25 protein-coding genes are annotated in these 25,765 nt (G+C 68.3%); 17 read left to right on the top strand and 8 right to left on the bottom strand.

The features are described from left to right. Positions 1–79: 79 nt before the first annotated feature. Genes DEJ02_RS08820 through DEJ02_RS18300 form a run of 4 tightly spaced genes read left to right on the top strand, consistent with a single transcriptional unit; the run spans position 80 to position 3,410 of the window. Positions 80–1,792 (top strand): sensor histidine kinase, encoded by a 1,713-nt coding sequence (locus tag DEJ02_RS08820; RefSeq protein ID WP_111032717.1) that lies wholly within the window; start codon positions 80–82, stop codon positions 1,790–1,792. Beyond that, positions 1,789–2,445 (top strand): response regulator, encoded by a 657-nt coding sequence (locus DEJ02_RS08815; protein WP_111032716.1) that lies wholly within the window; start codon positions 1,789–1,791, stop codon positions 2,443–2,445. The genes DEJ02_RS08820 and DEJ02_RS08815 overlap by 4 nt, the downstream gene beginning before the upstream one ends. Beyond that, positions 2,442–2,870, top strand: coding sequence for a hypothetical protein (locus DEJ02_RS08810; RefSeq protein WP_111032715.1), 429 nt, complete (start codon positions 2,442–2,444; stop codon positions 2,868–2,870). Before DEJ02_RS08815 ends, DEJ02_RS08810 begins: the two co-directional genes overlap by 4 nt. 42 nt (positions 2,871–2,912) lie before the next feature. After that, the gene (locus tag DEJ02_RS18300; protein ID WP_146249257.1) at positions 2,913–3,410 is read left to right on the top strand and encodes a hypothetical protein; all 498 of its coding nucleotides are present in this window, start codon (positions 2,913–2,915) and stop codon (positions 3,408–3,410) included. Between the two features lie 52 nt (positions 3,411–3,462). Here DEJ02_RS18300 and DEJ02_RS08800 read toward each other — a convergent pair whose 3' ends face one another. Next, complete coding sequence (locus DEJ02_RS08800) at positions 3,463–4,722, bottom strand: endo-1,4-beta-xylanase (RefSeq protein ID WP_111032713.1); 1,260 nt, start codon at positions 4,720–4,722, stop codon at positions 3,463–3,465. 199 nt (positions 4,723–4,921) lie between these two features. Here DEJ02_RS08800 and DEJ02_RS08795 point away from each other — a divergent pair, with 199 nt between their 5' ends. The 7 genes from DEJ02_RS08795 (at position 4,922) to DEJ02_RS08765 (ending at position 12,148) form a co-directional block, all read left to right on the top strand. Next, positions 4,922–6,109 (top strand): hypothetical protein, encoded by a 1,188-nt coding sequence (locus tag DEJ02_RS08795; protein WP_111032799.1) that lies wholly within the window; start codon positions 4,922–4,924, stop codon positions 6,107–6,109. Between the two features lie 3 nt (positions 6,110–6,112). After that, entirely contained in the window at positions 6,113–7,858 is a 1,746-nt protein-coding gene (locus DEJ02_RS08790; protein WP_111032712.1) for a glycosyltransferase, read from the top strand. A 95-nt stretch (positions 7,859–7,953) separates the two neighbouring features. Then, positions 7,954–8,463, top strand: coding sequence for a hypothetical protein (locus tag DEJ02_RS08785; protein WP_111032711.1), 510 nt, complete (start codon positions 7,954–7,956; stop codon positions 8,461–8,463). Between the two features lie 271 nt (positions 8,464–8,734). Next, positions 8,735–9,220 carry a hypothetical protein gene (locus tag DEJ02_RS08780; RefSeq protein ID WP_111032710.1) on the top strand — a complete coding sequence of 162 codons (486 nt, stop codon included), beginning with the start codon at positions 8,735–8,737 and terminating at the stop codon, positions 9,218–9,220. Between the two features lie 155 nt (positions 9,221–9,375). Then, on the top strand, positions 9,376–10,002 hold the full coding sequence (locus DEJ02_RS08775) for a hypothetical protein (RefSeq protein WP_111032709.1): 627 nt from the start codon (positions 9,376–9,378) through the stop codon (positions 10,000–10,002). Between the two features lie 23 nt (positions 10,003–10,025). Then, on the top strand, positions 10,026–10,577 hold the full coding sequence (locus tag DEJ02_RS08770; RefSeq protein WP_146249256.1) for a hypothetical protein: 552 nt from the start codon (positions 10,026–10,028) through the stop codon (positions 10,575–10,577). 185 nt (positions 10,578–10,762) lie between these two features. Further along, complete coding sequence (locus DEJ02_RS08765; protein ID WP_146249255.1) at positions 10,763–12,148, top strand: family 20 glycosylhydrolase; 1,386 nt, start codon at positions 10,763–10,765, stop codon at positions 12,146–12,148. 55 nt (positions 12,149–12,203) lie between these two features. On the opposite strand, the gene DEJ02_RS08760 is transcribed toward DEJ02_RS08765, so the two are convergent. Next, a complete protein-coding gene (locus tag DEJ02_RS08760) occupies positions 12,204–13,145 on the bottom strand; it encodes a LysR family transcriptional regulator (RefSeq protein WP_017886883.1) in 942 nt (313 codons plus the stop codon). A 119-nt stretch (positions 13,146–13,264) separates the two neighbouring features. Between DEJ02_RS08760 and DEJ02_RS08755 the strand changes: the two genes are divergently transcribed. Together DEJ02_RS08755 and DEJ02_RS08750 are read left to right on the top strand one after the other, a co-directional pair. Beyond that, positions 13,265–14,221, top strand: coding sequence for a putative oxygenase MesX (locus DEJ02_RS08755; RefSeq protein WP_111032706.1), 957 nt, complete (start codon positions 13,265–13,267; stop codon positions 14,219–14,221). Between the two features lie 37 nt (positions 14,222–14,258). After that, positions 14,259–15,308, top strand: a complete 1,050-nt coding sequence (locus tag DEJ02_RS08750) for a methionine synthase (protein ID WP_111032705.1) — start codon at positions 14,259–14,261, stop codon at positions 15,306–15,308. A gap of 132 nt (positions 15,309–15,440) precedes the next feature. Here the strand turns inward: DEJ02_RS08750 and DEJ02_RS08745 are convergent, their stop codons facing one another. Beyond that, positions 15,441–15,938, bottom strand: a complete 498-nt coding sequence (locus DEJ02_RS08745; protein WP_111032704.1) for a hypothetical protein — start codon at positions 15,936–15,938, stop codon at positions 15,441–15,443. 242 nt (positions 15,939–16,180) lie between these two features. On the opposite strand from DEJ02_RS08745, the gene DEJ02_RS08740 reads away from it, so the two are divergent. The 3 genes from DEJ02_RS08740 to DEJ02_RS08730 all read left to right on the top strand — a co-directional run bounded on the left by DEJ02_RS08740 (position 16,181) and on the right by DEJ02_RS08730 (position 19,363). After that, positions 16,181–16,606 carry a hypothetical protein gene (locus DEJ02_RS08740; protein WP_111032703.1) on the top strand — a complete coding sequence of 142 codons (426 nt, stop codon included), beginning with the start codon at positions 16,181–16,183 and terminating at the stop codon, positions 16,604–16,606. A 416-nt stretch (positions 16,607–17,022) separates the two neighbouring features. Next, a complete protein-coding gene (locus tag DEJ02_RS08735; RefSeq protein WP_111032702.1) occupies positions 17,023–18,258 on the top strand; it encodes an acyl-CoA dehydrogenase family protein in 1,236 nt (411 codons plus the stop codon). 232 nt (positions 18,259–18,490) lie between these two features. Beyond that, positions 18,491–19,363, top strand: coding sequence for a carboxypeptidase-like regulatory domain-containing protein (locus tag DEJ02_RS08730; RefSeq protein ID WP_181440308.1), 873 nt, complete (start codon positions 18,491–18,493; stop codon positions 19,361–19,363). Positions 19,364–19,528: 165 nt separating this feature from the next. On the opposite strand, the gene DEJ02_RS08725 is transcribed toward DEJ02_RS08730, so the two are convergent. The 5 genes from DEJ02_RS08725 to nrdH all read right to left on the bottom strand — a co-directional run bounded on the left by DEJ02_RS08725 (position 19,529) and on the right by nrdH (position 24,084). Then, entirely contained in the window at positions 19,529–19,990 is a 462-nt protein-coding gene (locus DEJ02_RS08725) for a hypothetical protein (RefSeq protein ID WP_111032700.1), read from the bottom strand. A gap of 144 nt (positions 19,991–20,134) precedes the next feature. Then, complete coding sequence (nrdF, locus tag DEJ02_RS08720) at positions 20,135–21,109, bottom strand: class 1b ribonucleoside-diphosphate reductase subunit beta (RefSeq protein ID WP_017886894.1); 975 nt, start codon at positions 21,107–21,109, stop codon at positions 20,135–20,137. Between the two features lie 90 nt (positions 21,110–21,199). Further along, positions 21,200–23,305, bottom strand: a complete 2,106-nt coding sequence (gene nrdE, locus DEJ02_RS08715; RefSeq protein WP_110864196.1) for a class 1b ribonucleoside-diphosphate reductase subunit alpha — start codon at positions 23,303–23,305, stop codon at positions 21,200–21,202. Between the two features lie 17 nt (positions 23,306–23,322). After that, positions 23,323–23,739, bottom strand: coding sequence for a class Ib ribonucleoside-diphosphate reductase assembly flavoprotein NrdI (gene nrdI, locus DEJ02_RS08710; protein ID WP_027465945.1), 417 nt, complete (start codon positions 23,737–23,739; stop codon positions 23,323–23,325). A gap of 111 nt (positions 23,740–23,850) precedes the next feature. Beyond that, entirely contained in the window at positions 23,851–24,084 is a 234-nt protein-coding gene (gene nrdH, locus DEJ02_RS08705; protein ID WP_017886897.1) for a glutaredoxin-like protein NrdH, read from the bottom strand. Between the two features lie 355 nt (positions 24,085–24,439). Between nrdH and DEJ02_RS08700 the strand changes: the two genes are divergently transcribed. After that, on the top strand, positions 24,440–25,645 hold the full coding sequence (locus tag DEJ02_RS08700; RefSeq protein WP_071405882.1) for an MFS transporter: 1,206 nt from the start codon (positions 24,440–24,442) through the stop codon (positions 25,643–25,645). Positions 25,646–25,765 lie beyond the last annotated feature (120 nt).

Raw genomic sequence — 25,765 nt, 5'->3', positions numbered from 1 at the left:
ATTGGCGCACCATCGCGCGTTGACCGCTTTCTGCGCATTGTGCGCAGGCAGGTCGGGTCGCCCTCCGTACGCTGGGGTCGTGACCGACGACCGTTCACGGCGCCCCAGGCTCCGCTTCGCCACCGAGGTGCTCGTGCTGCAGCTCGCCGTGGTGGTCGCCGTCGTCGCCCTGACCAGTGCCGTGTTCGTCCGGATCGAGGTCACCCGGCTCGAGCGCGCTGCCGAGGGGACCGCACTCGCGATCGCACAGAGCGTCGCCGCGCAGTCCGACGTCCGGGCAGCGGTCGCCCGGCTCAGCGTCGACGGCACCGACCTCGACCCCGCGGCCCTCGCCGACGGGCCCGTCCAACGGGCGGCACTCGCAGCCCAGCGCCGGACCGGGGCACTCTTCGTCGTGGTCACCGACGACCGGGGCATCCGGCTGGCCCACCCCGACACCGACCGGATCGGCGAGATGGTGAGCACCTCCCCCGACGCCGCACTCGCGGGCCGCGAGACCGTGTCCTGGGCGCGCGGCACGCTCGGTGAGTCGGCGCGGGCGAAGGTACCCGTCTCCGCGCCCGCGGCCGGCGGGGCGGAGACGAGCCGGGCCTCCCGGCAGTCCGTCGTCGTCGGCGAGGTGAGCGTCGGGTTCAACCGGGCACGCGTCTACGACACCCTGGTCGAGGACAGCATGCCGGTGATCGGTGCCGGACTGGCGGCGGTCCTGCTCGCGGTGATCGCTTCGGTGCTGATCCGACGCAGGCTGGTGCGGCTGACGCTCGGGCTGCAGCCGGAGGAGCTCGTGACGCTCGTGCAGAACCAGCAGGCCGTGCTCGGCGGTGTCGGTGAAGGCGTCATCGCGATCGGGCCGTCGGGGGTCGTCACCGTCTGCAACCCCGAAGCCGTGCGACTGCTCGGACTGGCCGATCCGGTCGGCCGTCCGGTGGCATCGCTCGACCTGCCCGCGCCGCTCGGGTCGATGCTGGACGTGACCACCGCGGCTCCGGCGAGCGCCACGATCGTCGCCGGGCACCGGGTACTGCTCGTCGACGTCCGCACGGTGTTCCGCGACGGACGCGACTTGGGCCGGGTCGCCGTCCTGCGCGACCGCACCGACGTCGAGGCGCTGACCCGGCGACTCGACGCCGTCGGGGCGATGAGCACAGCGCTCCGCGCGCAGCGCCACGAGTTCGCGAACCGGCTGCACGCGATCTCGGGGCTGCTCGACATCGGCGAGACCGCCCGGGCGCGCGCGTACCTGGCGGACGTGCAGGAGCGGGGGCCGCTGCGCTACCCGGTGCAGCACGCCGACCGGTTGACCGAGCCGTACCTGCAGGCGTTCCTCGGGGCGAAGGGCGTCGAGGCCGCCGAGCGGGGCGTGCTGCTGCGGATCGGGGCGGAGACGCTCGTACAGGGGACGATCACCGAGCCGGGCGACGTGACGACCGTGCTCGGCAACCTGGTCGACAACGCGGTGTCGGCGGCCCTCACCGGCGGGGACGAACAGTCGAGGGACGGCGGATCCCCGTGGGTGGAGGTCGAGGTGCTCGACGACGGCGCGACCCTGCACCTGTCGGTGATGGACTCCGGGCCGGGGGTGCCGGACGATGCCGCGGACTCGCTGTTCGTGCGCGGGCCGGCGGCTGCTCCTGCGTCGGAGGACGTCTCGCAGGTGCACGGGCTCGGGATCGGGCTGCCGTTGTCGCGGGAGATCGCCCGGCGGCACGGTGGCGACGTGTGGCTCGCCTCCCCCCGCGGTGCCGACCACGGCGCGGTCTTCTGCGCCCGACTGGAAGGAGTGGTGTCGTGAGTTCCGTGTTCACCGTGCTGGTGGTCGACGACGACTTCCACGTCGCCGACCTGCACCGGCGGCAGGTCGACGAGGTACCCGGGTTCCGAGCACTCGAACCCGTCGGGACGCTCGCGGCCGCCCGCTCCGCGCTGTCGAGCGGGACCGTGGACCTGGTGCTCGTCGACGTGTACCTGCCCGACGGCAGCGGGCTCGAGCTGCTGCGGTCGATCGACACCGACGCCTTCGTGTTGAGCGCTGCTTCGGACTCGGGCACCGTGCGGCGGGCGATGCGGAGCGGGGCACTCGCCTACCTGATCAAGCCGTTCACGGCCGGGGTGCTGGCCGAGCGGCTGCAGGCGTACGCGCGGTCGCGGAACGTGCTCGACGAGCGGTCGACCCTCGATCAAGAGGCCGTCGAGCGGGCGTTCCGGATCCTGCACGCCGGGGACAGCGGTGGGGCGTCGCCGTCCCGGGCAGCCACGGCGGCGCTGGTGCTCGAGCAACTCGTCGCCGGTGAGGAACGATCTGCCGCCGAGGTGGCTGCGGCGATCGGGGTCTCGCGGGCGACGGCGCAGCGGTACCTGGCGCAGCTCACGGCGGACGGGACCGTGGCGATGCAGTTGCGGTACGGGGCCGCGGGGCGGCCGGAGCACCGGTACGTGCGGCGGTGAGCGACTTCGTCCGGTACCAGAGCGCCGTCCCCAACCGCCGCGGGCGGTTCCCGGGGGTCTTCGCCCTCACCAACGGCCTGCAGCGGGACGGCAGACTGAGCGCCGCCGAGACGGGATGGCTCCGGGAAGCGAACACGCGCGCGACCGCGATGTACGCCGACCCGACCACAGTGCAGCCCGATTGCTACGACGAGACCCGCAACCCCGGGGCACGGGCCTGGTTCAGCGCGGACGCCCTCGCACTGCTCGAGATGGTCGGCCCGTACCTGGAACTCCTCGACCGCCACGAGATCGCGTGGATGCAACTCGTGACCAGCTCCCCGGGTCGGATCGTCTACCGGGATGCCGTCCAGGTCGTCGCGGTGCCGCACACGCACGCTGACACCTGGCCCTTCCGGCCGCCTCGGGAGCGGCGGACGCCCTAGCCCTGCCCCTGGTCCGTGAGGCGCCATCCGGACGCCGTCTTCGTGAAGCAGAAGCTCCACGTGCGCGTCCCGTTCATCGGCTCCGATTCCTCCGACGCTCGACTCGTCACCGTGGTGTCGACGCAGGACTCCGTCTTGTGGCCAGGGTTGAACGGCACCGATTCCGCCTTGTCCGCGACGGTGTACTTCCGCAGCGTCGGGTTCCGGCACCACGCCCACGTGCTGTCGAGCGTCAACGCCTTCGTCACGTCACACCGCTGCGCCTTCGCCGCAGCCAGGTACACCTTCGTCACCTCGACGGCGGTTGCGGACGACGGCGGCAACCGGGGCGAACTGCACCCGGCCACCAGTGCGAGCCCCGACGCCAGCACGGCGGTCACGAGGACCGAGCGTTGCACGAGCAGGAGCCGTCCGTGCGGTCTGCTCATACGCATCAAGTCCACCCCTCACGGCGCCGCGGACGGTCCGCTGGTCTCGCCCAGCAAAGCGCACCACCCCGATCAGAGCCATGAGCACCCCCACAGCCAGGTCCGCCACTGACGGACTGGAGGCGCGGGGCGGGGCCGCACCGGGCCTCCAGTCCGTCGGGTGGTCACGCGACGATCTGCACCTGCGTGGGCACGTCGGTGACGGTGAACGGGGCGGACGTGCCGCGCACATCGACGCGGTAGTCGCCGCGGAAGCCGCGGACCTGCACCCGACCGCGGTCGTCGGTGCGGAGCACCGTCGGGCCGAGCCACCACTCCTCCTTGACCAGGCGGCGGAGCGCGTCGTAGGACGGCTTCGGGGTGCCGTCGGCGCGGACGAGTCCGATCGGGGCGCCGAGCCAGGCGCCGGCGTCGGTGATGCCCCAGTAGGTGATCGCCTCGACGGAAGGGTGGCCGACCAGGCTCCGGTAGTGCCGTTCGATGTCGTCGGCCTGGCGCGCCTCGCCCTCGGGCGTCGACGGCCACGAAGCGACCTGGTGGTCGTTGAGGTCGACGATGTGCGCGGGCATGAGGTCACCGGAGACGAGCGAGGTCTCGGTCAGGTGCAGCGGCAGGCCGTAGCGGGCGAACCGGTCGACCATCGCGAGCATCGTGTCTTCACCCCAGTAGCCCTGGTGCATGTGGGTCTGCAGCCCGATGGCGTCGATCTGCACACCGGCTTCGAGGACGCCCTCGATCAGGCACTCGTACGCGCTCGACAGGTCGAAGTCGTTGAGCAGCAGGGTGGCGTGTGGATTGGCGGCGCGGGCCTCCTCGAAGGCCATCCGGATCATCGGGATGCGACCCTTGGCCCGGGCGAGCGGGGTCATCGCGTTGTCGCCGTTGTCGAACACCGGCATGATGACGACCTCGTTGATGGCGTCCCAGGTGTCGATCGTGCCGGCGAAGGCGGACACCTCGCGGCGGATGCGCTCGCGCTGGAGCCGCTCGACCTCGTCCAGCGGGAGCCCGAGCAGCCAATCGGGCTGCACGGTGTGCCAGACGAGCGGGTGGCCCTTGAGGGCGATGCCCCGGTCGCGGAACCACTGCGCTGTCGTCAGGAGTCTGGCGGTGTCCGGGGCTCCGCGCTCGGGCTCGAAGCGGCCCCAGTAGAACGGGAGCGTCGCGGTGTTGAAGACGTCGGTGTAGAGGTCGGCGAGGTGCTCGGTGCCTGCTTCGTCCTGCGCTTCGGCGTTGGCTTCGCCGGTCGCTTCGCCGGCCGCTTCGCCGTTGGCCAGTTCGATGAAGTCGAAGCCGATGTTGCCGAAGGCGAAGGCATGGCGGGTCTGCTCGACGGTGATGTCGGCATCGGGGATGGGATTGCCTTCGGCATCGACGACCGTCAGGGTCGTCTCGCCGAAGCGGTGCTCTGGTGCGTGCGTCATCGCGCGTCCTCCGACATCGTCGTCCGGGATTTGTTGTGCGCGCAAACATAGCAGCGGGGATCGTCGCCGTCACCCGGAAGACGGCCGGGGGTGAGAGGATGCGTTCGCATCCGCACTGCTGCGGGGTGCACGGCATCACTGTCGGGCCGGAAATCGATGTCAACCAAGACCGAGTCGGCCTTGCTGTGAGGTGGCCCCCGTGGTCTTGTTGGAAGCAGAACGTGCAGGCGCCCTGCGTCGCGAGCTGGAAGCCGCGCGCGCGGACGGCCACACGCGCACACGGCTGGAACCGTTCCCGAGCCGCGCGGGCGCACGATGGCTGCTCCGGCTCGCGTTCGCCGTCCCGTTCCTGGTTCTCGCAGCCGTCAGCGCCGACCCCACCGTGGCCGACGTCACCGTCAACCGCTCCGTCGTGGACCACGTCGCGACACTGAGCTGGGACCGCGCAGACGTCTCGTGGCTCAGCGAGCTGTACCCGCCGCTGGGCACGATCCTCGTGCGGCTCATCCCCGGCGGCGCCGCCGGACTCGCGGTCGCCGGGGCACTGGTCGCCGGGATCCTGCTGCAGCAGCTGCTCGAGGCCATGGTCCAACGACGCTTCCCGTGGTGGAAGAGCACGGTCTTCCTCATCGCGATCGGCGCGAACCCGCTCTTCGCGTACACCGCCACAGGCAACTTCGAGGCGCTCCTCGGCATCGCGCTGTTCGGGATCGGCGCGATCAACATGGTCCGCTTCGTCTCCAGCCGGAACACCAAGGCGGGCTTCGAGTCGGGGATCCTCTTCATGCTCGCGGCGTTGGCGGACGCTTCGGGGCTCGTCCTCGTGGTCGCGGCGGCCATCACGGCCCCGCTGCTCTCCGTCGCCCGGCGGAGCGAGTCGGGCGCGAGATGGTCGAACGTGCTCATCGTGCTGTTCCCGACCATCGCGGTCTTCGGTGCGGTGATGTTCCTCGAGGCACTGTTCGGACGGAACCCGTTGCTGGTGTTCCAGAACGCCGTCCACTACGACCCTGCGCTCTGGGGTCTCGTCCCGGAGCTCGTCACGACGCTCAACGGGCTGCTCATCCTCGCTCCCGTCGCGAGCGGTTGCGCCCTGGCGCTGCTGAGTCGTCGGCCCGGTTCGGTCCTGATCTCGGTGTTCGTCTTCGGGGCGCTGATCATCGGCTACGTGGGTGGTCTCATCCCGGTGAACTCCGCGGGCAACGTGTTCCTCATCATGACGATGATGGGCATCGCCGTGGTCCCCGCCGCCCGGACCACCCGGGCGAGCGGCCTGATCGCCGCCGTGGGTGCGGCGCAGATCGTGATCGCGTGGGCGGCTGCGTTCAACCGGCCGATCACGCTGGAGTGGATGGCCGCCATCGGTGACTCCCTCGGGTGGTGGTGACGAGTGACGACCCCACACCTCTCCGGGCTCGGCCGGCACACAGCCACGTCCCGACCCGATGAACTCACCGAGCTCGAGGCCTCCGGGATCGACCCGGCGTTGCAGCGCCCCGGATCCGGGCAGCGGTACCTCGCCGAGGACTGGATGCCGGTCCGCGTGCTGCAGGACGGCAGCATCCTCGTCCTCACCTCCGGCCGGGCCGACGACGCCGCACTCGGGGATGCGTTGTCCGAGGAGCTCGGGGCTCCGGTCACGTTCGTCTCGGTCGACAGCTGGACCCTCCGCCGTGCCGTGCTGAGCCAGTTCCACGGTGCCGTGGCCGATGCCGCTGCGAACGAACTCCATGACCGGAACCCGACGCTCTCCGCCCGCGTCGTCTTCTCGCGGTCGCAGAAGGCCTCGGGCATCGTCCTCGCCGTGATCGCCGTGGCGTGCGGGATCATCTGGCCGGTCCAGACCGCGATCGCAGCGCTGATCGCAGCCAGCCTCGTGTTCCTCGCCGGGACGGGCTTCAAGTTCGTCGTCGCCACGCAGGGAGCCCGCTACGACGTCGTCGAACGGATCACCGACACCGAGGTCTCTGCCCTGGACGACGCCGACCTCCCCGGCTACACCGTCCTCGTGCCCGTGTTCCGCGAAGCGAACATCGTCGCCCAGCTGATCGACAACCTCGGCGGCCTGGACTACCCCGTGCACAAGCTCGAGGTCATCATCCTGACCGAGGAAGAGGACCAGGAGACACGGGACGCGATCGCCGCGGCGAACCCACCACCGCACTTCCGCGTCATCACCGTGCCGAAGGGGCACCCGCAGACAAAGCCACGTGCGTGCAACGTCGGACTCTACGTCGCGACCGGCGAGTACCTCGTGATCTACGACGCCGAGGACACACCAGACCCCGACCAGCTGAAGAAGGCACTGATCGCGTTCGAGCGCGGTGGCGAGGCCACGGTGTGCGTGCAGGCGGCACTGAACTACTTCAACGCCCGCGAGAACGTCCTCACCCGTATGTTCACGCTGGAGTACTCCTACTGGTTCGACTACATGCTGGCCGGTCTGGACCACGCGTCACTGCCGATCCCCCTGGGCGGCACGTCGAACCACTTCCGCACGGCATCGCTCATCGAGCTCGGCGGCTGGGACCCCTACAACGTGACCGAGGACGCCGACCTCGGCATCCGGGCGAGCGCCGTCGGGTACCGCGTGGGCGTCATCAACTCCACCACCATGGAGGAGGCCAACACCTCGGTGCCGAACTTCATCCGGCAGCGGTCCCGCTGGATCAAGGGCTACATGCAGACCAGCTTGGTCCACGCCCGTCGGCCGCTCGCACTCGTCCGTGAGATCGGAATCGTCCGGTTCGCGGCGTTCGTCCTGCTCATCGCGGGCACCCCGGCGACGTTCCTCTGCGTGTTGCCGTTCTACGCGCTCACCGCCGTCACGTTCTTCCTGCCGCGGGAGACCGTGGACGCACTGTTCCCGGTGTGGGTGCTGTGGCTGTGCCTGTTCAACTTCCTGGTCGGCAACGCGATCATGATCTACCTGTCGATGATGGGCCCGTTCAAGCGCGGGACCTTCCACCTGATCCTCTGGTCGCTCCTGAACCCCGTGTACTGGACGCTGCACTCCATCGCCGCCTACAAGGCGCTCTGGCAGCTCCTGACCCGGCCGCACTACTGGGAGAAGACGGAGCACGGGCTGACGACCCAGGGGTCTGCGACGGTGACGTCACCCGACTCGCCGAGCTGAACGGGAGGCCCGCCAGGGAAGCGGTTCCGGTTCGCCGGAGGCCCACGAACGGGAGGATGCAGCAGGCCGCCGCCGTAGGGAACACTTGCCACGACATGCGCACTCCGTTCCCCCACGCCCGCCGCGGCCTCCGACGCAGCACACTGGTCATCGGCGTCTCCGTCGTGGCCCTCGTGTCACTCACGGCCTGTTCTGATCACCCGACGCCGGAGGAGAACGACAAGGCCCACTCCGACTGGATGCAGCGCGTGCAGGACCGATGGGCCGGACAACCTGGCGGACTCGGCAGCGGTGCAGGCACCAACGATTCATCCAGCCGACTCTCCCTCGGCACCGACGGAGCCGGAGACCGTGCGCGGATCCGCGTCTCGATCACCTGCCAGGGTGACGAAACCGTGCAGATGGCCGTGTGGGCCGGACGCATCGGTGCGAACGGGTCGGAGACGGGAAAGCGACTCACGTCACGCTCCGTCCACTGCGGACACGACGAGGACCTGTACGTGGTCACGTCGAGGGCGGCGATCACGATCGGCCCGACCGCCGGAGACGGCACCGTCGGCTGGTACGCGGCGGCCTACGGCGATCTCGCTGCGCGTACGCCCTAAGCAAGCACCGCAACAGCGGAGCGGCGAGCGCAGCGCTTCCCGCCAAGGGCGCAGGCCGATCCTGCGACCGGGCCGGTTTCCGTCGACACCACACGGCGGCCTGGAGGCACGTGGCGGCGCCGCCGCGCGCCTCCAGGCCGCCTTCCGGTCACGTCGGGAGCGCGCCGAGCGCGTCCTTTGAGGATCGCACCTGCAAGGTAGTGCTTCGTATTGATATGCAGCATTCTGGCGAGTCCACCGTGATCACGGTGACGAATTGGGGAGGAAACACATGAAGAAGACCCTTTCGGTCGCATCCGCAGTCACGACCGTCGCAGTTGCGGCGGGACTCTTGATCGCTGCACCCGCCCACGCTCAGACCACGACGCCGGTCGAGCTGCCGACAAACGTCGTCGTGGACGAGAGCTTCGATCCCACCGGGGAGGTCGTCATCGCCGACGACGGGCGGTCCACCCGTTCGGGGAACTGCAAGGACCGAGCGTTCGCCGTCGTCGCCAAGATGACCCAGTCACTCAACGGCTGCAGCGTCATCGGCTCGAAGGCTTCGACCCAGGTGCAGTACAAGTGGTACAAGCACCAGGGCAATTCGAATCCCTGCATCTGGGGGAAGTCGTTCAACTCGCGGCACGCTCCGACCTGGACGACCCTGAACTGCGGGACCGGGCGCTCGAAGTTCGTCCCCTGGGGCAACGTGGCCGCCACCAAGAAGATGAAGGGCCTCACGGGCACCGGTTGGGCCGGCGTGCAGTGGCAGTGATGCCCCAACGAACGCGGCGACGCAGCATCGAGGCCGTTGCCTCGATCTGCGTCGCCGCGGCCGCTCTGTCCGCGTGCTCGTCAGGCCCCGACGATCGGACGCGACGGGCTGAGTCACCGACGCAGACACCCGCACCCGCACTCGGCGTGGCTTCGATGCAGATGATCGCCGATGAGCTCCGCGCAACAGTGCCGTGCGTGCGGGCAGATGCACTACATGACGACCTCGCATTCTGGGACAGCATGCGTGGCTTCGACTGTCTCGACGGGGACTCACCAACCTTCATCCGTGTCTACGCGCATGCGGTGTCGGTGCCGCAGACCCTCGCGGACTGGGACGGCACGTTCGGTGCCGGGCGAGCCGTGACCAGGGGTGAGCACTGGTACGTCATCGGAGCTCCCGCCACTGTCTCGGCCGTGAAGCCTCCGAAGGCAACACCCCGCGTTGCGAACGACGTCGGAGTGCCCGTGCCCCTCACTCCCGAGCAGGACTACATGACGACCTGCGTGCTGTTCGTCTCGAGCGAGGGCCAGCGGTACGTGCAGCATCCGAAGCAGCGCAGCACATCGGCGGATCAGTACAGCGAGCTCTTCCCCGGGGTCACTGCCGAGGTGCACGCGGCGATCGACGACCTCGGCCGGAGCCGCATCCTCGGGATCGCAGATGAGGAACGATGGATTGCGGCACTGTCACCGATGGGCCCACGGCTCAAGCGGCGGTGCGCCACCGCGTACCGCGCGGTCGGCGACACGGTGCGGCCGCTCAGTGGAGACGAGCGGTGAGGGCGTCAGGCACCTGGCCCTCCGTGCGCAGAGCTGCCGCCGCCGCCTTGATGGTCGCCACCGCCGGCGCCTCGCTGCTGGCGGTCGACAACCTGCTCGGCTTCATCGGAACGCATCTGATCGCAGCAGGGCCAGTGTTGATGGTCGCTGCGATCTCGGTGTCAGCAGGAGTCGTGGCCGCTGCCGGTGCTGCGCTCGCTCGCGGCGCCGTGCACCTCGTCTTCGCGGTCGCCACCGTCGTATTCGTGGCCGCCCTGTCGCCGGCGACCAGCAGCCAGCTGTGGCTCCCCATCGCGGTCGTCCTGCAGGCGCTCGTCCCGTTGGCCTTCGCAGCCGCCGGGCTGCTGGCCCTTCGCGGTTCGCGGAACTCCACCGCGGTGCGGGCCCTCGCGGTGATGCTCGTGGGGTTCGCCGCCGCCTGGATCGTCACCGCGTTCATCCCGGTGGCGCTCGTGGCGTTCCTCCTCGCACAGGCCGGCACGCTGGTCGTCGGGGCTGCCCTCAGCCTGCAGCCGCTTCTTCGCCGCGCCCGGAGTCTTGTGCGTGCGCTGTGGGCGAGTGCGGAGGTCCGCTGAGGAGCCCCGCTGCACGTCGCTGGGCGATGTGCGTTCGACGCGGTGCGGATACGATCGTGCGCGCATCCTGATCCAACGAGGGCAACGGGGTGTTCGAGGGGGAGAACATCGTGGTGCGTCAGCGGGGGAACGTGGGTCCCGGATCGTCTGCCAGACGCACGCTCGCGGTCGGTCTGGCGATCGCGGTGTCGGCAGCAGCTCTGGTCGGCATCCGTGCAACGGCAGGATCAGCGGACACCGCGGCCTCGGCGGTGACGGTCACGAAGGTCACCCCGTCCACCACCGGCACCGCCGTGCGCACCACCCTGAAGGTCAAGAACACCGCCTCGGTGCGGAAGCCGGCTTCTTCCGTGTGGCTATACCTGTCCGCCGGCACGAAGAAGTACACGCTCGGCCGGGTCGCGGTGAAGGCACTCGCCGCTGGTTCGAGCACCTCGGTCACCGCAGTGCGCGGGACACCTTCCCGCGCCGCAGCCGGCAAGTACTCCGTCCTCGCCTGCGCCGGCGCGTACTCGGCGAAGCAGTGCCGCACGTCGACCGCGACCGTCACCACCAAGCCGACGAAGCGCGCGCGTCCGGAGACTGGCGTGATGCTCGACGTCGCTCGCGCCTACTACCCCGTGGCGTTGATCAAGCGGTACATCGACCTCCTCGCCGACGACGGCGGCCGCTTCCTGCACCTGCACCTCACCGATGACCAGAACGTCGGGATCGAGAGCACGGTGCTCGGCCAGACCCTCGCCAACGCTGATCTCGACCACGGCGTGTACACGAGCCGCGTGACCCATCGCCCGTTCCTGAGCGCCGCGCAGGCACGCTCGATCGCCGCCTACGGGGCGAAGCGAGGCGTCGCGATCGTGCCGGAGATCGACACTCCCGGACACATGGCCGCCGCCTTCGCCCTGCTCGAGGCGGAACACGGCACGAAGTGGGTCGACCGCATCCGTTCGGGCGAGAACGAACTCGACACGTCGGCGCCCGAGAGTCTCGCGCTGGCGAAGAAGCTGTACGCAGAGGTGCAGCGGACCTTCCCCTCCAGCCGAACCGTGCACATCGGCGGCGACGAATGGGGCGACGACGTCACCGCCGCCCAACGCGTCGCCTGGATGAACGCGATGGCGGCCACGGTCGGCAACCGCGAGGTCTGGGCCTGGAACGACGGGATCGACCGGGTCGCCGTCGGGCGACTGGATCCGCGCATCCACGTCACGTACTGGAGCTTCGACGGCGACACCGAGGACGCAGCCGAGCGGCGCGAACGCCGAGCACGGCGGGCCAGTGCGGTCGACCTGCAGCAGGCCGGGATCGACCTGCTCAACTACAACTCGTACTACCTCTACGAGGTGCCGACGGACCTCGACCCGGCCGACAGCGAGTACACGGTCGCGGACCTCCGCGAGAACTGGTCACTCCGGGCGTGGGACGGCGACTCCGGTTCGCTGCTCGCGGCTCCGATGTCGGGCGCCGCCGTCGCGATCTGGGGTGAGGACCTCGAGGATCCACCTGCTGACGCGCTCCTGCGGTGGAGCGCACCGCACGTGAGGGCGATGATCGAGACCGCAGCCTCCTGACGGACGCGTGTCGGGCCTCCAGGCCGATCGCGAGAACCGCCGGACCGACGCCTGCCTACCCGAGCGGCTCCACGCCGTAGCTGGTGACCACCGCACGCAACTCGTCCAGGTACGCCTGCGCCTGCACGGTGAGGGGAACCGAAGCGTGCGCGATCCAGCCGATCTCGATGCGCTCGTCGACGTCGAGGGGGATCGCGACGATCTCGGGGTCGAGGTCGTCGCTGATCAGCCCGGTCGAGATCGTGTACCCGCCGAGGCCGATCATGAGGTTGAAGATCGTCGCCCGGTCCGACACCCGGATCTCCCGCTTGCTCGACATCGTCGACAGGATCTCCTCGGCCAGGTAGAAGGAGTTGTTCGCACCCTGGTCGAACGTGAGCCGAGGCAGGTCCGCGAGGTCCTCGAGGGTCGCACGCTCCCGTGACGCGAGCGGGTTCCGCTTGGCCACGAAGATGTGGGGCTGCGCGACGAACAGCGGTGTGAACACGACGCCGGCGTCCCGCAGCAGCTTGCCGAGCACCTGCTTGTTGAAGTCGTTGCGGTAGAGGATGCCCACCTCGCTGCGCAGCGTGCGGACGTCCTCGATGATGTCCCAGGTGCGTGTCTCACGCAGCGAGAACTCGTACTCGTCCGCAGCCGCTGCTTCGACCATGCGGACGAAGGCCTCCACCGCGAACGAGTAGTGCTGGGCGGACACCCCGAGTAGCCGACGCGACCGCTGGCCGCCGACGTACCGCTGCTCGAGCAGGGAGACCTGCTCGACGACCTGCCGGGCGTATCCGAGGAACTCGACGCCGTCGACGGTGAGCACGACTCCTCGGGCCGAGCGGGTGAACAGCGGGCGCCCGATCCGCGTCTCGAGGTCCTTCATCGCCGCGGACATCGTCGGCTGCGATACGTAGAGCAGGTCGGCCGCTGCGCTGATCGAGCCCTCCGTCGCGACCTCGATGAAGTACCGGAGCTGCTGCAGGGTGATGTCGTTCGAGACACGGGCCATAGGCCGAGGCTATACCGGTGCATAGCGTCTCGGTATTACCTGATGGCCTGGGAATGCCGCCATGATCGAGGCACCCCTTCCCCAGCGCCCGCGGGCGCTCGACGAACAGATTGCCGACCATGGCGAACGACCTCACCTTCAGCATCACCCGGACCCGGTTCGACGAGGACTACTCCCCCGCCGACAACTCCCGGCTGACCACGAACTTCGCCAACCTGGCGCGCGGCGAGCACCGTCAGCAGAACCTCCGCGCTGCGCTGGCGATGATCGACGGGCGAGCGAACGAGCTGGCCGCGGCGCACGACCGCTACCGTCTGCAGCTCGACATCGTCTCGGTGGCGCTGGAGTTCTCCGACGGTGGTTCGGACGCCGAGTTCCCGCTGCTCGAGATGCTCGACGTCACGATCGTCGACGAGCACACCGGCGAGCGCCACCAGGGGATCCTCGGCAACAACTTCTCGTCGTACCTGCGCGACTACGACTTCTCGGTGCTGCTGCCGTCGTCGCCGTCGCTGCCGTCCGACTTCGGCCAGCTGCACGGGGCGCTCTTCCAGCGTTTCCTGGAGTCCTCCGCGTTCCACTCGAACTTCAGTGCCGAGCCTGTCGTCTGCATCAGCGTCTCGACGAGCCAGACCTACCGCCGGACCGGGTACGTCCACCCGGTGCTCGGCGCCGAGTACGAGCACGAGCACTCCTCGCTCACCGACGACTACTTCGGCCGGATGGGCATGCGGGTCCGGTACTTCCAGCCCGTCGGGGCGGCTGCCCCGCTCGCGTTCTACACGCGCGGCGACCTGACCGGCGACTACACGGACCTCCAGCTCATCGGCACGATCGCCACCATGGAGACCTTCCAGAAGATCTACCGCCCGGAGGTCTACGCCGCGAACACCCAGGCCGGCAGCACCTACCGCCCCACCCTCGACCACACCGACTTCACGCCCACCCCGGTGACGTACGACCGCGAGGAGCGCAGCCGCCTCGGGATCACGCAGGGCCGGTGGACCGAGGAGCACCTGGTGCGGCCGCACCACGCACTCCTCGCCCGGTTGGCTGATCCCGCCCTCGCGCGCTGACTTCCTCTGCCCTTCGACTGACTGGACCGTCACCCCCATGCGTTCTCTCCTCCCCACCTCGATCGTCGGCAGCCTGCCGAAACCGTCCTGGCTCGCCGAGCCCGAGCGACTCTGGTCGCCCTGGGAGCTGCAAGGAGCAGCACTGACCGAGGGCAAGCAGGACGCACTCCGGTCCGCCGTGCACGAGCAGGAGCGCCGCGGCATCGACATCGTCAGCGACGGCGAGCAGACCCGCCAGCACTTCGTCACGACGTTCATCGAGCACCTGGACGGCGTCGACCTGGAGCGCAAGGAGACCGTCCGCATCCGCGACCGCTACGACGCGGCCGTCCCGACCGTCGTCGGTGCCGTCAGCCGTCGGAAGCCGGTCTTCGTTGAGGACGCTGCGTTCCTGAGGGCTCAGACCGATCGCCCCATCAAGTGGGCACTCCCCGGCCCGATGACGATGATCGACACCCTGTCCGACCAGCACTACAAGAGCCGCGAGAAGCTGGCGTGGGAGTTCGCCACGATCCTCAACCAAGAGGCACGCGAATTGCAGGACGCCGGCGTCGACATCATCCAGTTCGACGAGCCCGCCTTCACGGTCTTCCACGACGAGGTGCAGGACTGGGGCGTGGCCGCGCTCGAGCGCGCAGCCGAGGGCCTGCGCGTCGAGACCGCCGTGCACATCTGTTACGGCTACGGCATCGAAGCGAACAACAAGTGGAAGGAGACGCTCGGCGCGGAGTGGCGGCAGTACGAGCAGTCCTTCCCGCTGCTGCAGCAGTCGTCGATCGACATCGTCTCGCTCGAGTGCATCCACTCCCACGTTCCCCTCGAGCTCGTCGAGCTGATCCGCGGCAAGAAGGTCATGCTCGGGGCGATCGACGTCGCGACCGAGACCGTGGAGACGCCGGAGGAGGTCGCGGAGGTGCTGCGTCGGGCGCTCGAGTTCGTCGATGCCGACAAGCTCATCCCGAGTTCCAACTGCGGGATGGCGCCCCTGGCGCGGGGTGCCGCGCTGGACAAGCTCGGTGCGCTGTCCGCAGGGGCGGACATCGTGCGTGCTGAGCTCGCCAGCGTCGCCGTGCCGGTATCGCGCTAGCGGCTCGGCTGCACAGGAGGGCTCGCCTCGACAACGGGGCGGGCCGTCCTTCGTGTCGCGTCCGGCAGGCGGCGCCCTGATCCCGGGCCGGACTGGAGGCGCGGCTCGGTTCCGGTGGTCAGGTCGCGGTCGTCACTCCTGACTGTCGAGGCTCATCTTCTCGAAGTCCCCCGCAACGCACTGCGAGCTGCCGTCGATCGTGTACCCGCGGGGATCCGCGCGGAAGTCGGAGGAGCTCACCGGGCCACCCCTGCCCCGGACGCCGAGGATGGGGTCCTCGCCGCCGGTCTGGTACCGCTCGGTCGTGACGCCGAGCTCCTTCCAGTGCTGTTCCACCGCCTTGACGTCGGCCTTCGGGTCAGCGCTCGCGGAGCGGACCATGGCGTAGACGTACTGGACGCCGCCCGTCCCGAGGCCGAGTCCGCACTTCCCAAGCCGTGGACCGTCGTTCGGTTCCCAACCGTCACCGACAACGTCCGTCGAACCCTCGACGAACGTGACGATCGACTGCTTCGCCCGCTCCGGGGTCTTCCCGAGCCCGGAGCTGCAGCCGGCGAGGACGGCGACCGCGAGCAGTGCCGCTCCTACAGACGGGAGGACGATGACGGCTTTCCGTCGAGGTACTTTCATCTGGGAACTCCACTCAGATCGCGCTGTGTTTGCGACGTTCGCACAATCATCTCGTGAGCCGTTCGGGCTGGCCGGTCGTGGCAGAGCCCACGTTCTGGAGCGACTGCGTGTCCTCGTCGAGGTAACCGCCGCCCTACCAGGTATGGACTCCATGGTCGCGTACGGGGTTAAGACCCGGCGCTCCGTCGGCGTCGAACGACTGCGTCTGCGAAGCGTCAGACTCGAGGGCGTTGACTACGTTCATGATCACCAAGGGCGTCATCCACCAAGTCGAGAGTGCGACTGTCCGGGATCGCAACGGCGTAGCAGTCGGCAAGGTCGTGCAGGTGTTCCCCTCCGACGAGGACGGCAGTGCGGCCTACGTCTGTGTCGCAACCGGCCTGCTCGGGCGACACCAGGCGCTCGTCCCCGCCGACGACGCCACGTTCGACGGCACGGACGTGCACGTCGGGTACACGAAGGACGCGATCAAGGACGCGCCGTCCCTCGGAGCCGGACGTACCCTGTCCCCCGCCGAGGTGAACGCCGTCCGCAAACACTTCGGGCTGTCCCGCACCGGCGCTGCAACCGGGGACATGGGCGACCCCCACGAGAACCTCGACCAGGCCGGAACAGGTATTGCCGGCGCAGACGACACCGAGGGCGCAGGGACGACACCGCCGGCCTGAACCTCAACGGAGTGAACGACGCCGAACCCGAGGCTCTCGCCCACACCCAGCCAGGCAGTGGCCGGTCCTCTGGCGGGTGCGTGCTCCCTCATTGACGCGCGCTTCTGTGAGCGCGGCATACGCGGGCTTCTCGGAAGAGCATGCCCCTCTTCGTCGGACGGGCTCCGCGGCCGTCGTACACGCGCAGCACCGCGAAGGCGCTGCTGCGAACCCCCACCTCGTCGCAGCGCGGTCACGCGTCATGGGAAGTCACCCTCCGACACACATCGACACAACCCTCCTCGCGGGCGTTCGGCGATGCCACAGTCTCGCGATGGCGCACATCTGGTCGGGCTGTCCGCCCACACCGGACGAATCGACACCAGACGGCGCCACACCACGCGACAGGTAGCAACCCAGAGCACGAAGGAGTCCTTTTGACCATCAGCAACCAGACCGCCGACAGCACGATCGACGAGGGCGCCGACGACGAGCTCCTCGCCCGTTTCCGTCCGATCTTCGACCGCATCGCTGCCGGCGCCTCCGAGCGCGAACGCGACCACCGCCTCCCGTTCGAGGAGATCCGCGAACTCGCCGCCGCAGGATTCGGCGCCGTCCGCGTTCCCGTCGCCCACGGCGGAGCCGGGGCGACCCTGCCCCAGCTGTTCCGCCTGCTGACCGAACTCGCCGCCGCTGACAGCAACATCCCCCAGGCGCTCCGCGGGCACTTCGCACTGGTGGAGGACCGGCTGGTCGCCCGGTCCGGGGAACGTGAGGGGTGGCTGGACCGCTTCGGCCGCGGTGAGATCGCCGGCAACTCGTGGACCGAGGTCGGGTCGGTGCAGGTCGGCGACGTGATCACGAAGGTGACCCCGCAGCCGGACGGGACGTTCCGGATCACCGGGCAGAAGTACTACTCGACCGGCAGCATCTTCGCCGACTGGATCGACACCTACGCCGAGCGCACGGACACCGGCGAGCGGGTCATCGCGATCGTCGACGCGCACCAGCCCGGGGTCACGCACACCGACGACTGGGACGGGTTCGGGCAGCGCACCACCGGCTCCGGCACCAGCACCTTCGACGACGCCGTCGTGCAGGCCGACGCGGTGATCCCCTTCGACGAACGGTTCAAGTACCAGACTGCGTTCTACCAGGGCGTGCTGTTGAGCGTCCTTGCCGGGTCCGTCCTCGCAGCCGAACGGGAGATCGCGCGCGAGGTCCACAACCGCACCCGCGTCTTCTCCCACGGCAACGCCGACACGTTCGCGGCGGACCCGCAGATCCTGCAGGTCGTCGGCGAGGTGTCGGCGGCCGGGTTCGCCGCCACCGCCATCGTCGACCGGGCCGCCGCGGCCCTGCAGGGTGCGTACGAGGGAGCCGGGCTCGACACAGCCGAGGACGAGCGCCGCAACGACCGCGCCGAACTCGCGACCGCGCAGGCCCAGGTCGCGCTGACCACCCTGGCGACGACGGCGACCTCGCACCTGTTCGACGCGCTCGCGGCGTCCGGGGTGAGCACGACGAAGAACCTCGACCGGCACTGGCGGAACGCTCGCACCGCCGGCAGCCACAACCCGTGGGTGTTCAAGGCGCGGATCATCGGTGACCATGCGGTCAACGGTGCCGAACCGCCCCGCGTCTGGGCGATCGGTGCGACCCGGACCTCGTGACGCCTGTCGAAGCCGAGACGGCTTCCGCGTGACCGCTGCTGCGATGTGCCTGCCCCACCGCCCGCCCGCCCGCCCGCCGTGCGCGTACAGTCCCTGGCAACGCGCGGCTGGCCAACGATCGGGGAACGCGATGCGACTGCTCACGGGGATGACCCTGGCCGTTGCGCTGGCAGCAGGCGCGCTGATCGGCCTCGCGCCACCAGCGACTGCGGCCGGATCCGGAACGATCACCGTGCAGCTCGCAACGCCGGACGGCACCGCGATCGGGCTGGCGGACGTCGAACTCGCAGCGATCGGCACCGACGTCGTCGTCGGGAACGCCACCACCGACGATGACGGCACCGCGACGTTCACCGGCATCCCCGCACCGGACACCGTCACGGTGACGACGTGGCAACTCCCGCCGCACGGAACCGAGACCTACGCCCCTGGACTCCGCTCGGGCATCGCCGTCCGCGGCGGCTCGACAGTCGCGGTCACCGTGCCGCTCGTGATCGGCGCAACCGTGCAGGGCGGTGTGGTCGGCCCCACGGGACCCGCCGCCGGTCGCCTGATGTACGCCTGGAACGAGGACACCTCGCAGGTGTTCCGGACGACCTCGGACAGCGCGGGCCAGTACCGGTTCGTCGGGTTGAGCACGGGGAAGTACCGCATCGAGGCCTACGCCAGCGGAACGGCGTCGCCCGCCGTCTGGAAGACCCGGGTGTACCAGCAGCGAGGAACGCTCCCGGCGTCCCGAGTCACCTTGTCACGGCACTACGCACACAGCGACTACGACCTGATCGTCTACGCGGCCTCGGCGTCCCGCAGCCCGTCGGCGCAACTGAGCGGCGCGACCGTCACGGTGACGAACGCGACGACCGGTGCGTCGTTCTCGACCCGGTTCTCGACGCTGCTCGACAGCGAGCAGACGGCGCAGTTCCAGATCCCCTCCGGGCAGTACGTGGTGGAACTTCGTACCGCGGCGACGACCGCATCGACCGCGCAGGTGCTGTGGCTCGGACGTCCGGGAGGCGTGTACCGGTACGTGACCGACCGAGCGCAGGCCGTCCCGGTGACGGTCGTCTTCGGCGGTCACGACTTCTGGGGCGGCGCCCTCGGGTGATTCCGACCCAGCACCATCCCCAGCCCAGGGCTGGCCGGACGCGGTTGGCTGCGTGACTGCACGTGGTCGCGTGAGCAGCAACGGACAGGAGGCGCGGTGCCAGCTGGCACCGCGCCTCCTGTCCGGCACACGGTCGCGGACACGCGACGGTGGCGTCGCCACCTTCTACATGTCGTCGATGAGACGGAGCGTGTAGCCGTCGGGGACCGTCTGGTGTTCGACGTAGTGCATGAACACCGGCGCAGCCTGGTCGGCCGTGAACAGCTCGGCAGGATGCCGGGGCTCGTGCGCCGCCTGCACGTCGACGGTCTCCGTGAGCGGTTCGGTGAGGTCGTGGTTACGGCCGACGATGTAGAAGCGGTACTCACCGTCGTCCTCGCGGCGGCGCAGCTCCACGCTCATCTTCTCGGCGGTGCCACCGGCCTGCAGGTAGGAGTTTCCGTACTGCTCCTCAGTCTTGTCGGGGTTGAACATCCAGTCGGCGTCGTCGGGACACCACCAGAGCCTCCACGCGAAGTGCTCGTCGTTGTCGAGGAGTCCCAGCATGCGGCGGACCTGGTCAGGCATCGGCCGGAAGGTGTCCCGCAGGATGCTGCTGATGCTGCTGTTGGTCTCTTGGATGATCATGCGCTACTTCACTCGTTGGTAGTTGACCGAGGTGATCTTGATGCGTTCCCAACCGCAAGTCGGCCGCACCGGCGACGGTGCCCGTCAACTGAGAACGCCCCGCCAGCCGAAGCCAGCGGGGCGTCCCCAAGAATCAGACCAGGATCAGAAGTCCCAGTCCTCGTCCTCAGTGTTCACGGCCTTGCCGATGACGTACGACGAGCCGGACCCCGAGAAGAAGTCGTGGTTCTCGTCCGCGTTCGGCGACAGGGCGGAGAGGATGGCCGGGTTCACGTCCGTGATGTTCTTCGGGAACATCGGCTCGTAGCCCAGGTTCATCAGCGCCTTGTTGGCGTTGTAGTGCAGGAACTTCTTGACGTCCTCGGTCAGACCGACCTCGTCGTAGAGGTCCTGCGTGTACTGCACCTCGTTCTCGTACATCTCGAACAGCAGCGAGAACGTGTAGTCCTTGAGCTCGTCGCGCTCGGCCTGCGTGAGGGTCTCGAGGCCCTTCTGGTACTTGTACCCGATGTAGTACCCGTGGACGGCTTCGTCACGGATGATCAGGCGGATCAGGTCGGCGGTGTTCGTGAGCTTGGCGCGCGACGACCAGTGCATCGGCAGGTAGAAGCCCGAGTAGAACAGGAACGACTCGAGCAGCGTCGAGGCGACCTTGCGCTTCAGCGGGTTGTCGCCCTGGTAGTAGTCCATCACGATGGACGCCTTCTTCTGCAGGTTCGGGTTCTCCTCGGACCAGCGGAAGGCCTCGTCGATCTCACGCGTCGACGCGAGGGTCGAGAAGATCGACGAGTAGGACTTGGCGTGCACCGACTCCATGAACGCGATGTTCGTGTAGACGGCTTCCTCGTGCGGGGTGATCGCGTCGGGGATGAGCGACACGGCGCCGACGGTGCCCTGGATGGTGTCGAGCAGGGTCAGACCGGTGAACACACGCATGGTCAGGGTCTGCTCGGCCGGCGTCAGCGTGTTCCACGACTGCACGTCGTTCGACAGCGGCACCTTCTCGGGCAGCCAGAAGTTGTTGACGAGACGGTTCCAGACCTCGACGTCCTTGTCGTCCTGGATGCGGTTCCAGTTGATGGCCTGGACCCGATCAATGAGCTTCAGCTTCTCGACCAACGTGTGTTCCTTACAGAGATGGTGACTAAGTGACGGACTGGAGGCGCGGTGCGGGTTGGCACCGCGCCTCCAGGGAGCAGAGCGACAGCTCTACAGCATGCAGCTGACGCAGCCCTCGACCTCCGTGCCCTCCAGCGCGAGCTGGCGGAGACGGATGTAGTAGATCGTCTTGATGCCCTTGCGCCATGCGTAGATCTGCGCCTTGTTGATGTCACGCGTGGTGGCGGTGTCCTTGAAGAACAGCGTCAGGGACAGGCCCTGGTCCACGTGCTGCGTCGCCGCGGCGTACGTGTCGATGATCTTCTCGGCACCGATCTCGTACGCGTCCTGGTAGTAGTCCAGGTTGTCGTTCGTCATGAACGGCGCCGGGTAGTAGACGCGGCCGAGCTTGCCTTCCTTGCGGATCTCGATCTTCGACGCGATCGGGTGGATCGACGACGTCGAGTGGTTGATGTACGAGATCGAACCGGTGGGCGGGACGGCCTGCAGGTTCTGGTTGTAGATGCCGTGCTCCTGGACGGACGCCTTCAGCGCCTTCCAGTCGTCCTGCGTCGGGATCGTGATGTTCGCGTTGTCGAACAGCGAGGCAACACGAGCGGTCGCGGGGGTCCACGTCTGGTCGGTGTACTTGTCGAAGAACTCACCCGACGCGTACTTCGAGTCGCGGAAGCCGTCGAAGGTCTCGCCGGTCTCGATCGCGATCTTGTTCGACGCACGAAGGGCGTGGAACAGCACCGTGTAGAAGTAGATGTTCGTGAAGTCGATGCCCTCTTCGGAGCCGTAGTAGACGCGCTCACGAGCGAGGTAGCCATGCAGGTTCATCTGGCCGAGGCCGATGGCGTGCGACTTGTCGTTGCCGTCCTCGACGGAACGCACCGAGGTGATGTGCGACATCTGCGAGACCGAGGTCAGGCCGCGGATGGCGGTCTCGATGGTCTTGCCGAAGTCGGGCGAGTCCATCGTCAGCGCGATGTTCAGCGAGCCGAGGTTGCAGGAGATGTCCTTGCCGATCTCCTTGTAGGACAGGTCCTCGTTGAAGGTCGTCGGGGTGTTGACCTGCAGGATCTCCGAGCACAGGTTGGACATGTTGATCCGACCCTTGATCGGGTTGGCCTTGTTCACCGTGTCCTCGAACACGATGTACGGGTAGCCCGACTCGAACTGGATCTCGGCGATGGTCGTGAAGAAGTCACGCGCCTTGATCTTCGTCTTCTTGATGCGCGAGTCGTCGACCATCGCGCGGTAGTTCTCGGAGATCGGGACGTCGCCGAAGGGGACGCCGTAGACCTTCTCGACGTCGTACGGCGAGAACAGGTACATGTCCTCGTTGTTCTTCGCGAGCTCGAACGTGATGTCCGGCACGACGACGCCGAGGGACAGCGTCTTGATGCGGATCTTCTCGTCGGCGTTCTCGCGCTTGGTGTCGAGGAACTTCATGATGTCCGGGTGGTGGGCGCTGAGGTAGACCGCGCCGGCACCCTGACGCGCACCGAGCTGGTTCGCGTAGGAGAAGGAGTCTTCCAGCAGCTTCATCACGGGGATGATGCCCGAGGACTGGTTCTCGATCTGCTTGATCGGGGCGCCGGCCTCGCGGATGTTGGAGAGGAGCAGGGCCACGCCGCCGCCGCGCTTCGAGAGCTGCAGCGAGGAGTTGATGCCGCGCGAGATCGACTCCATGTTGTCCTCGATGCGGAGCAGGAAGCAGGAGACGAGCTCGCCGCGCTGTGCCTTCGCCGTGTTGAGGAACGTGGGGGTCGCGGGCTGGAAGCGGCCGGCGACGATCTCTTCGACCAGGTCGATGGCGAGCTGCTCGTTGCCCTGGGCCAGGCCGAGGGCGGTCATGACGACGCGGTCCTCGAAGCGCTCCAGGTACCGCTTGCCGTCGAACGTCTTGAGCGTGTAGCTCGTGTAGTACTTGAACGCGCCGAGGAACGTCTGGAACCGGAACTTCTTCGAGTACGCCAGGTCGTTGAGTCGCTGGATGAAGTCCAGCGAGTACATGTCGATCGTGGCTTTTTCGTAGTACTCGTTCTCGACCAGGTAGTCGAGCCGCTCCTTCAGGTTGTGGAAGAAGACGGTGTTCTGGTTGACGTGCTGCAGGAAGAACTGCTTGGCGGCCTCACGATCCTTGTCGAACTGGATGTTCCCGTCCGCGTCGTAGAGGTTGAGCATCGCGTTGAGGGAGTGGTAGTCCATCCCCGTCTGCGGCGACGTCAGATCGACGTCTGCAACTGCTGCGTCCAAAATGCATCCAATCCTGAGTTGACCGCCGACACGTCGTCAGGGGTCCCGAAGAGTTCGAATCTGTAGAGAAGGGGGACGTTGCACTTCTGCGCGATGACGTCCCCTGCGAGGCCGTACGCCTCGCCGAAGTTCGTGTTGCCACCCACCACCACGCCGCGGATGAGCGAGCGGTTGTGGGCGTCGTTGAGGAACTTGATGACCTGCTTGGGGACTGCACCCTCGCCGTTGCCGCCACCGTAGGTGGGCAGGACCAGGACGTAGGGCTCGTCGACGTGCAGGAACGGTTCGCTCGGGTAGAGCGGGATCCGGTCCGCGTCGCGGCCGAGCTTCTCGACGAAGCGCGCGGTGTACCCGGACACGCTCGAGAAGTAGACCAATCGGCTCATGGTGCGCTCCTCTGGAGAAGGTGCGGAACAGGCGGACCGGAGGGTGTCCTGCGGGCGATCGCCGGGCCTCCTGAACGGGACCGGGGTGACCGTCCGCAGGACGGGAGACGACTACGCCAGTTCGGCGCTGAGGGTCGCGATCTTGTCGGGGCGGAAGCCCGACCAGTGGTCGTCGTCCGTGACGACGACGGGGGCCTGCATGTAGCCCAGGCTCTTGACGTGCTCGAGCGCTGCTTCGTCCGTGGAGACGTCGTGCACTTCGTACTCGATGCCCTTGTTGTCGAGGGCCCGGTACGTCGCGGTGCACTGGACGCAGGACGGCTTGGTGTAGACGGTGACGGCCATGTTCTCCCCTGGTTCCTACTGGTTTCTGCTGTGCTGTGGAGGTGGTGCTGATGTCTGTCCGCAGTCGTGTCCGGGAGGGGCCGCTGCGATGCCTCCACACTACATCTAGTGGCTAGCCGCAGCACCGACCACAAGAGGAAGTGTTACAGCCGTGTAGTTCTCCACAACGCCCTCCACAGTCTGTGGATTCCCGGGAGGCCCGAGTTTCCGCCAGTCTGCGGCCGACCACCGACACTTCCCCACACCCGTGGACAGTCCCGATCCACAGATGTGGAATCGACGTGTCGGCGTGTCGCGAACCGCCCCTCCCCAGGACGGGGGACACCCCCGTCCGGCCGGTCCGTACACTCGTCTCGTGAGTACGTACGGGCCCCTCCTGAAGACCCCTGGCGTGGGTCGTGTCATCGCCGCACAGCTCACCGCGCGGTTCCCGTTCGGCATGCTGTCGCTGGCCTACCTGTTGCACGTCGAGCACGTGTTCGACTCCTACGGCGCGGCCGGGCTGGTGCTCGCGACGACGAGCATCGGGCAGGCACTGGCCGGCCCGCTGACGAGCCGGTGGATGGGCAGCTGGGGCATGCGCCCCGTCCTCATCCTGACGAGCATCGTCGCGCTCATCAGCATGGTGGTCATCGCGTTCGTGGTCATGCCGCTCTGGGGCTACGTGGTGGTCGGGTTCCTCGGCGGCCTGGCGGTCCCGCCCGTGCAGCCGGCGGTGCGCACCATCTACCCGAAGATGGTGACGTCGGCGCAGCTCACACCCCTCTTCTCGCTCGACGCCAGCGCGCAGGAGCTCATCTGGGTCGCCGGCCCGGTCATCACCACCTTCGTCGCCACCCAGGTCGGCACGGTCGAGGCGATCGTCGTCGCGATGGTGTTCCTGGTCGTCGGCGGCGCGTGGTTCATCGCCTCGCCCGAGCTCGGCCGCGTCCGCATCCCCCGTTCGAAGCGCGCCTTCGGTGTCGTGCTGAAGCGCCCCGCGGTCGTCGTCGCCACCCTGACCGGTCTGCTCCTGATCGGGGCGTGCGCCGCGGTCGAGGCGAGCGTCACGAGCGTCTTCGGCGAGGGCAGCCCGAACGCCGGCATCGTCCTCGCGGTGTTCGCGGTCGGTTCGCTCGCCGGCGGCCTGGCGTTCGGCCACCGCCCGATCTCCCGCAACACCCTGTGGACGCGCATGGCCGTCGTCTTCGTCGGCCTCACCCTGGCCCTCGGCGGCACGGGCTTCTGGTGGCTCTGCCTCGCCCTGGTCATCGCGGGTGTGGGCATCGCGCCGGCCCTCGCGGTGATGTTCGGTTCGGTCTCCGCCACCGTCAAGTTCTCCGACACCGCCGAGGCCTACGGCTGGATGGGCACCGGCCAGCTGATCGGTGCCGCCGGCGGTTCGGCGATCGCCGGCTTCCTGATCGACGGCAGCGGCCCCGTCGGCGGCTTCACCGTCGGCGCCGTGATGGCCGGCCTGGGCGTGCTGCTCCCCCTGGCGATGCGCAGCTGGCTGCCCGACCTGCGCGGCCGTGACGCCAGCCCCCTCCCCGACACCGAGCCGGTGCACCTGCCGACTTGAGCGGCGGGCGGCGGGCGGCGGCGGGAGTCGGGCGGCGGGCGGGCGGCGTGCGGTTTCGGGCGTACCTGGTCGAAACGGGCGTACCTGGTCGGAAGTTCTGACCAGGTACGCCCGTTTCCA

The sequence above is a fragment of the Curtobacterium sp. MCLR17_042 genome (assembly GCF_003234695.1).
Taxonomy (GTDB): Bacteria; Actinomycetota; Actinomycetes; order Actinomycetales; family Microbacteriaceae; genus Curtobacterium; species Curtobacterium flaccumfaciens.
Note: the sequence above shows the minus strand (reverse complement) of the source record. Positions and strands in the feature narration are given on the sequence as shown.

What these genes read in the sequence shown, in the direction of transcription:
- DEJ02_RS08785 (WP_111032711.1), top strand. Translation starts at nt 7,954, where the DNA reads ATGCGCACTCCGTTCCCCCACGCCCGCCGCGGCCTCCGACGCAGCACA.
- DEJ02_RS08760 (WP_017886883.1), bottom strand. Translation starts at nt 13,145, where the DNA reads ATGGCCCGTGTCTCGAACGACATCACCCTGCAGCAGCTCCGGTACTTC.
- DEJ02_RS08745 (WP_111032704.1), bottom strand. Translation starts at nt 15,938, where the DNA reads ATGAAAGTACCTCGACGGAAAGCCGTCATCGTCCTCCCGTCTGTAGGA.
- DEJ02_RS08740 (WP_111032703.1), top strand. Translation starts at nt 16,181, where the DNA reads ATGATCACCAAGGGCGTCATCCACCAAGTCGAGAGTGCGACTGTCCGG.
- nrdI (WP_027465945.1), bottom strand. Translation starts at nt 23,739, where the DNA reads ATGAGCCGATTGGTCTACTTCTCGAGCGTGTCCGGGTACACCGCGCGC.
- nrdH (WP_017886897.1), bottom strand. Translation starts at nt 24,084, where the DNA reads ATGGCCGTCACCGTCTACACCAAGCCGTCCTGCGTCCAGTGCACCGCG.
- DEJ02_RS08800 (WP_111032713.1), bottom strand. Translation starts at nt 4,722, where the DNA reads ATGACGCACGCACCAGAGCACCGCTTCGGCGAGACGACCCTGACGGTC.
- DEJ02_RS08750 (WP_111032705.1), top strand. Translation starts at nt 14,259, where the DNA reads ATGCGTTCTCTCCTCCCCACCTCGATCGTCGGCAGCCTGCCGAAACCG.
- DEJ02_RS08725 (WP_111032700.1), bottom strand. Translation starts at nt 19,990, where the DNA reads ATGATCATCCAAGAGACCAACAGCAGCATCAGCAGCATCCTGCGGGAC.
- DEJ02_RS08775 (WP_111032709.1), top strand. Translation starts at nt 9,376, where the DNA reads ATGCAGATGATCGCCGATGAGCTCCGCGCAACAGTGCCGTGCGTGCGG.
- DEJ02_RS08780 (WP_111032710.1), top strand. Translation starts at nt 8,735, where the DNA reads ATGAAGAAGACCCTTTCGGTCGCATCCGCAGTCACGACCGTCGCAGTT.
- DEJ02_RS08755 (WP_111032706.1), top strand. Translation starts at nt 13,265, where the DNA reads ATGGCGAACGACCTCACCTTCAGCATCACCCGGACCCGGTTCGACGAG.
- nrdE (WP_110864196.1), bottom strand. Translation starts at nt 23,305, where the DNA reads ATGGACTACCACTCCCTCAACGCGATGCTCAACCTCTACGACGCGGAC.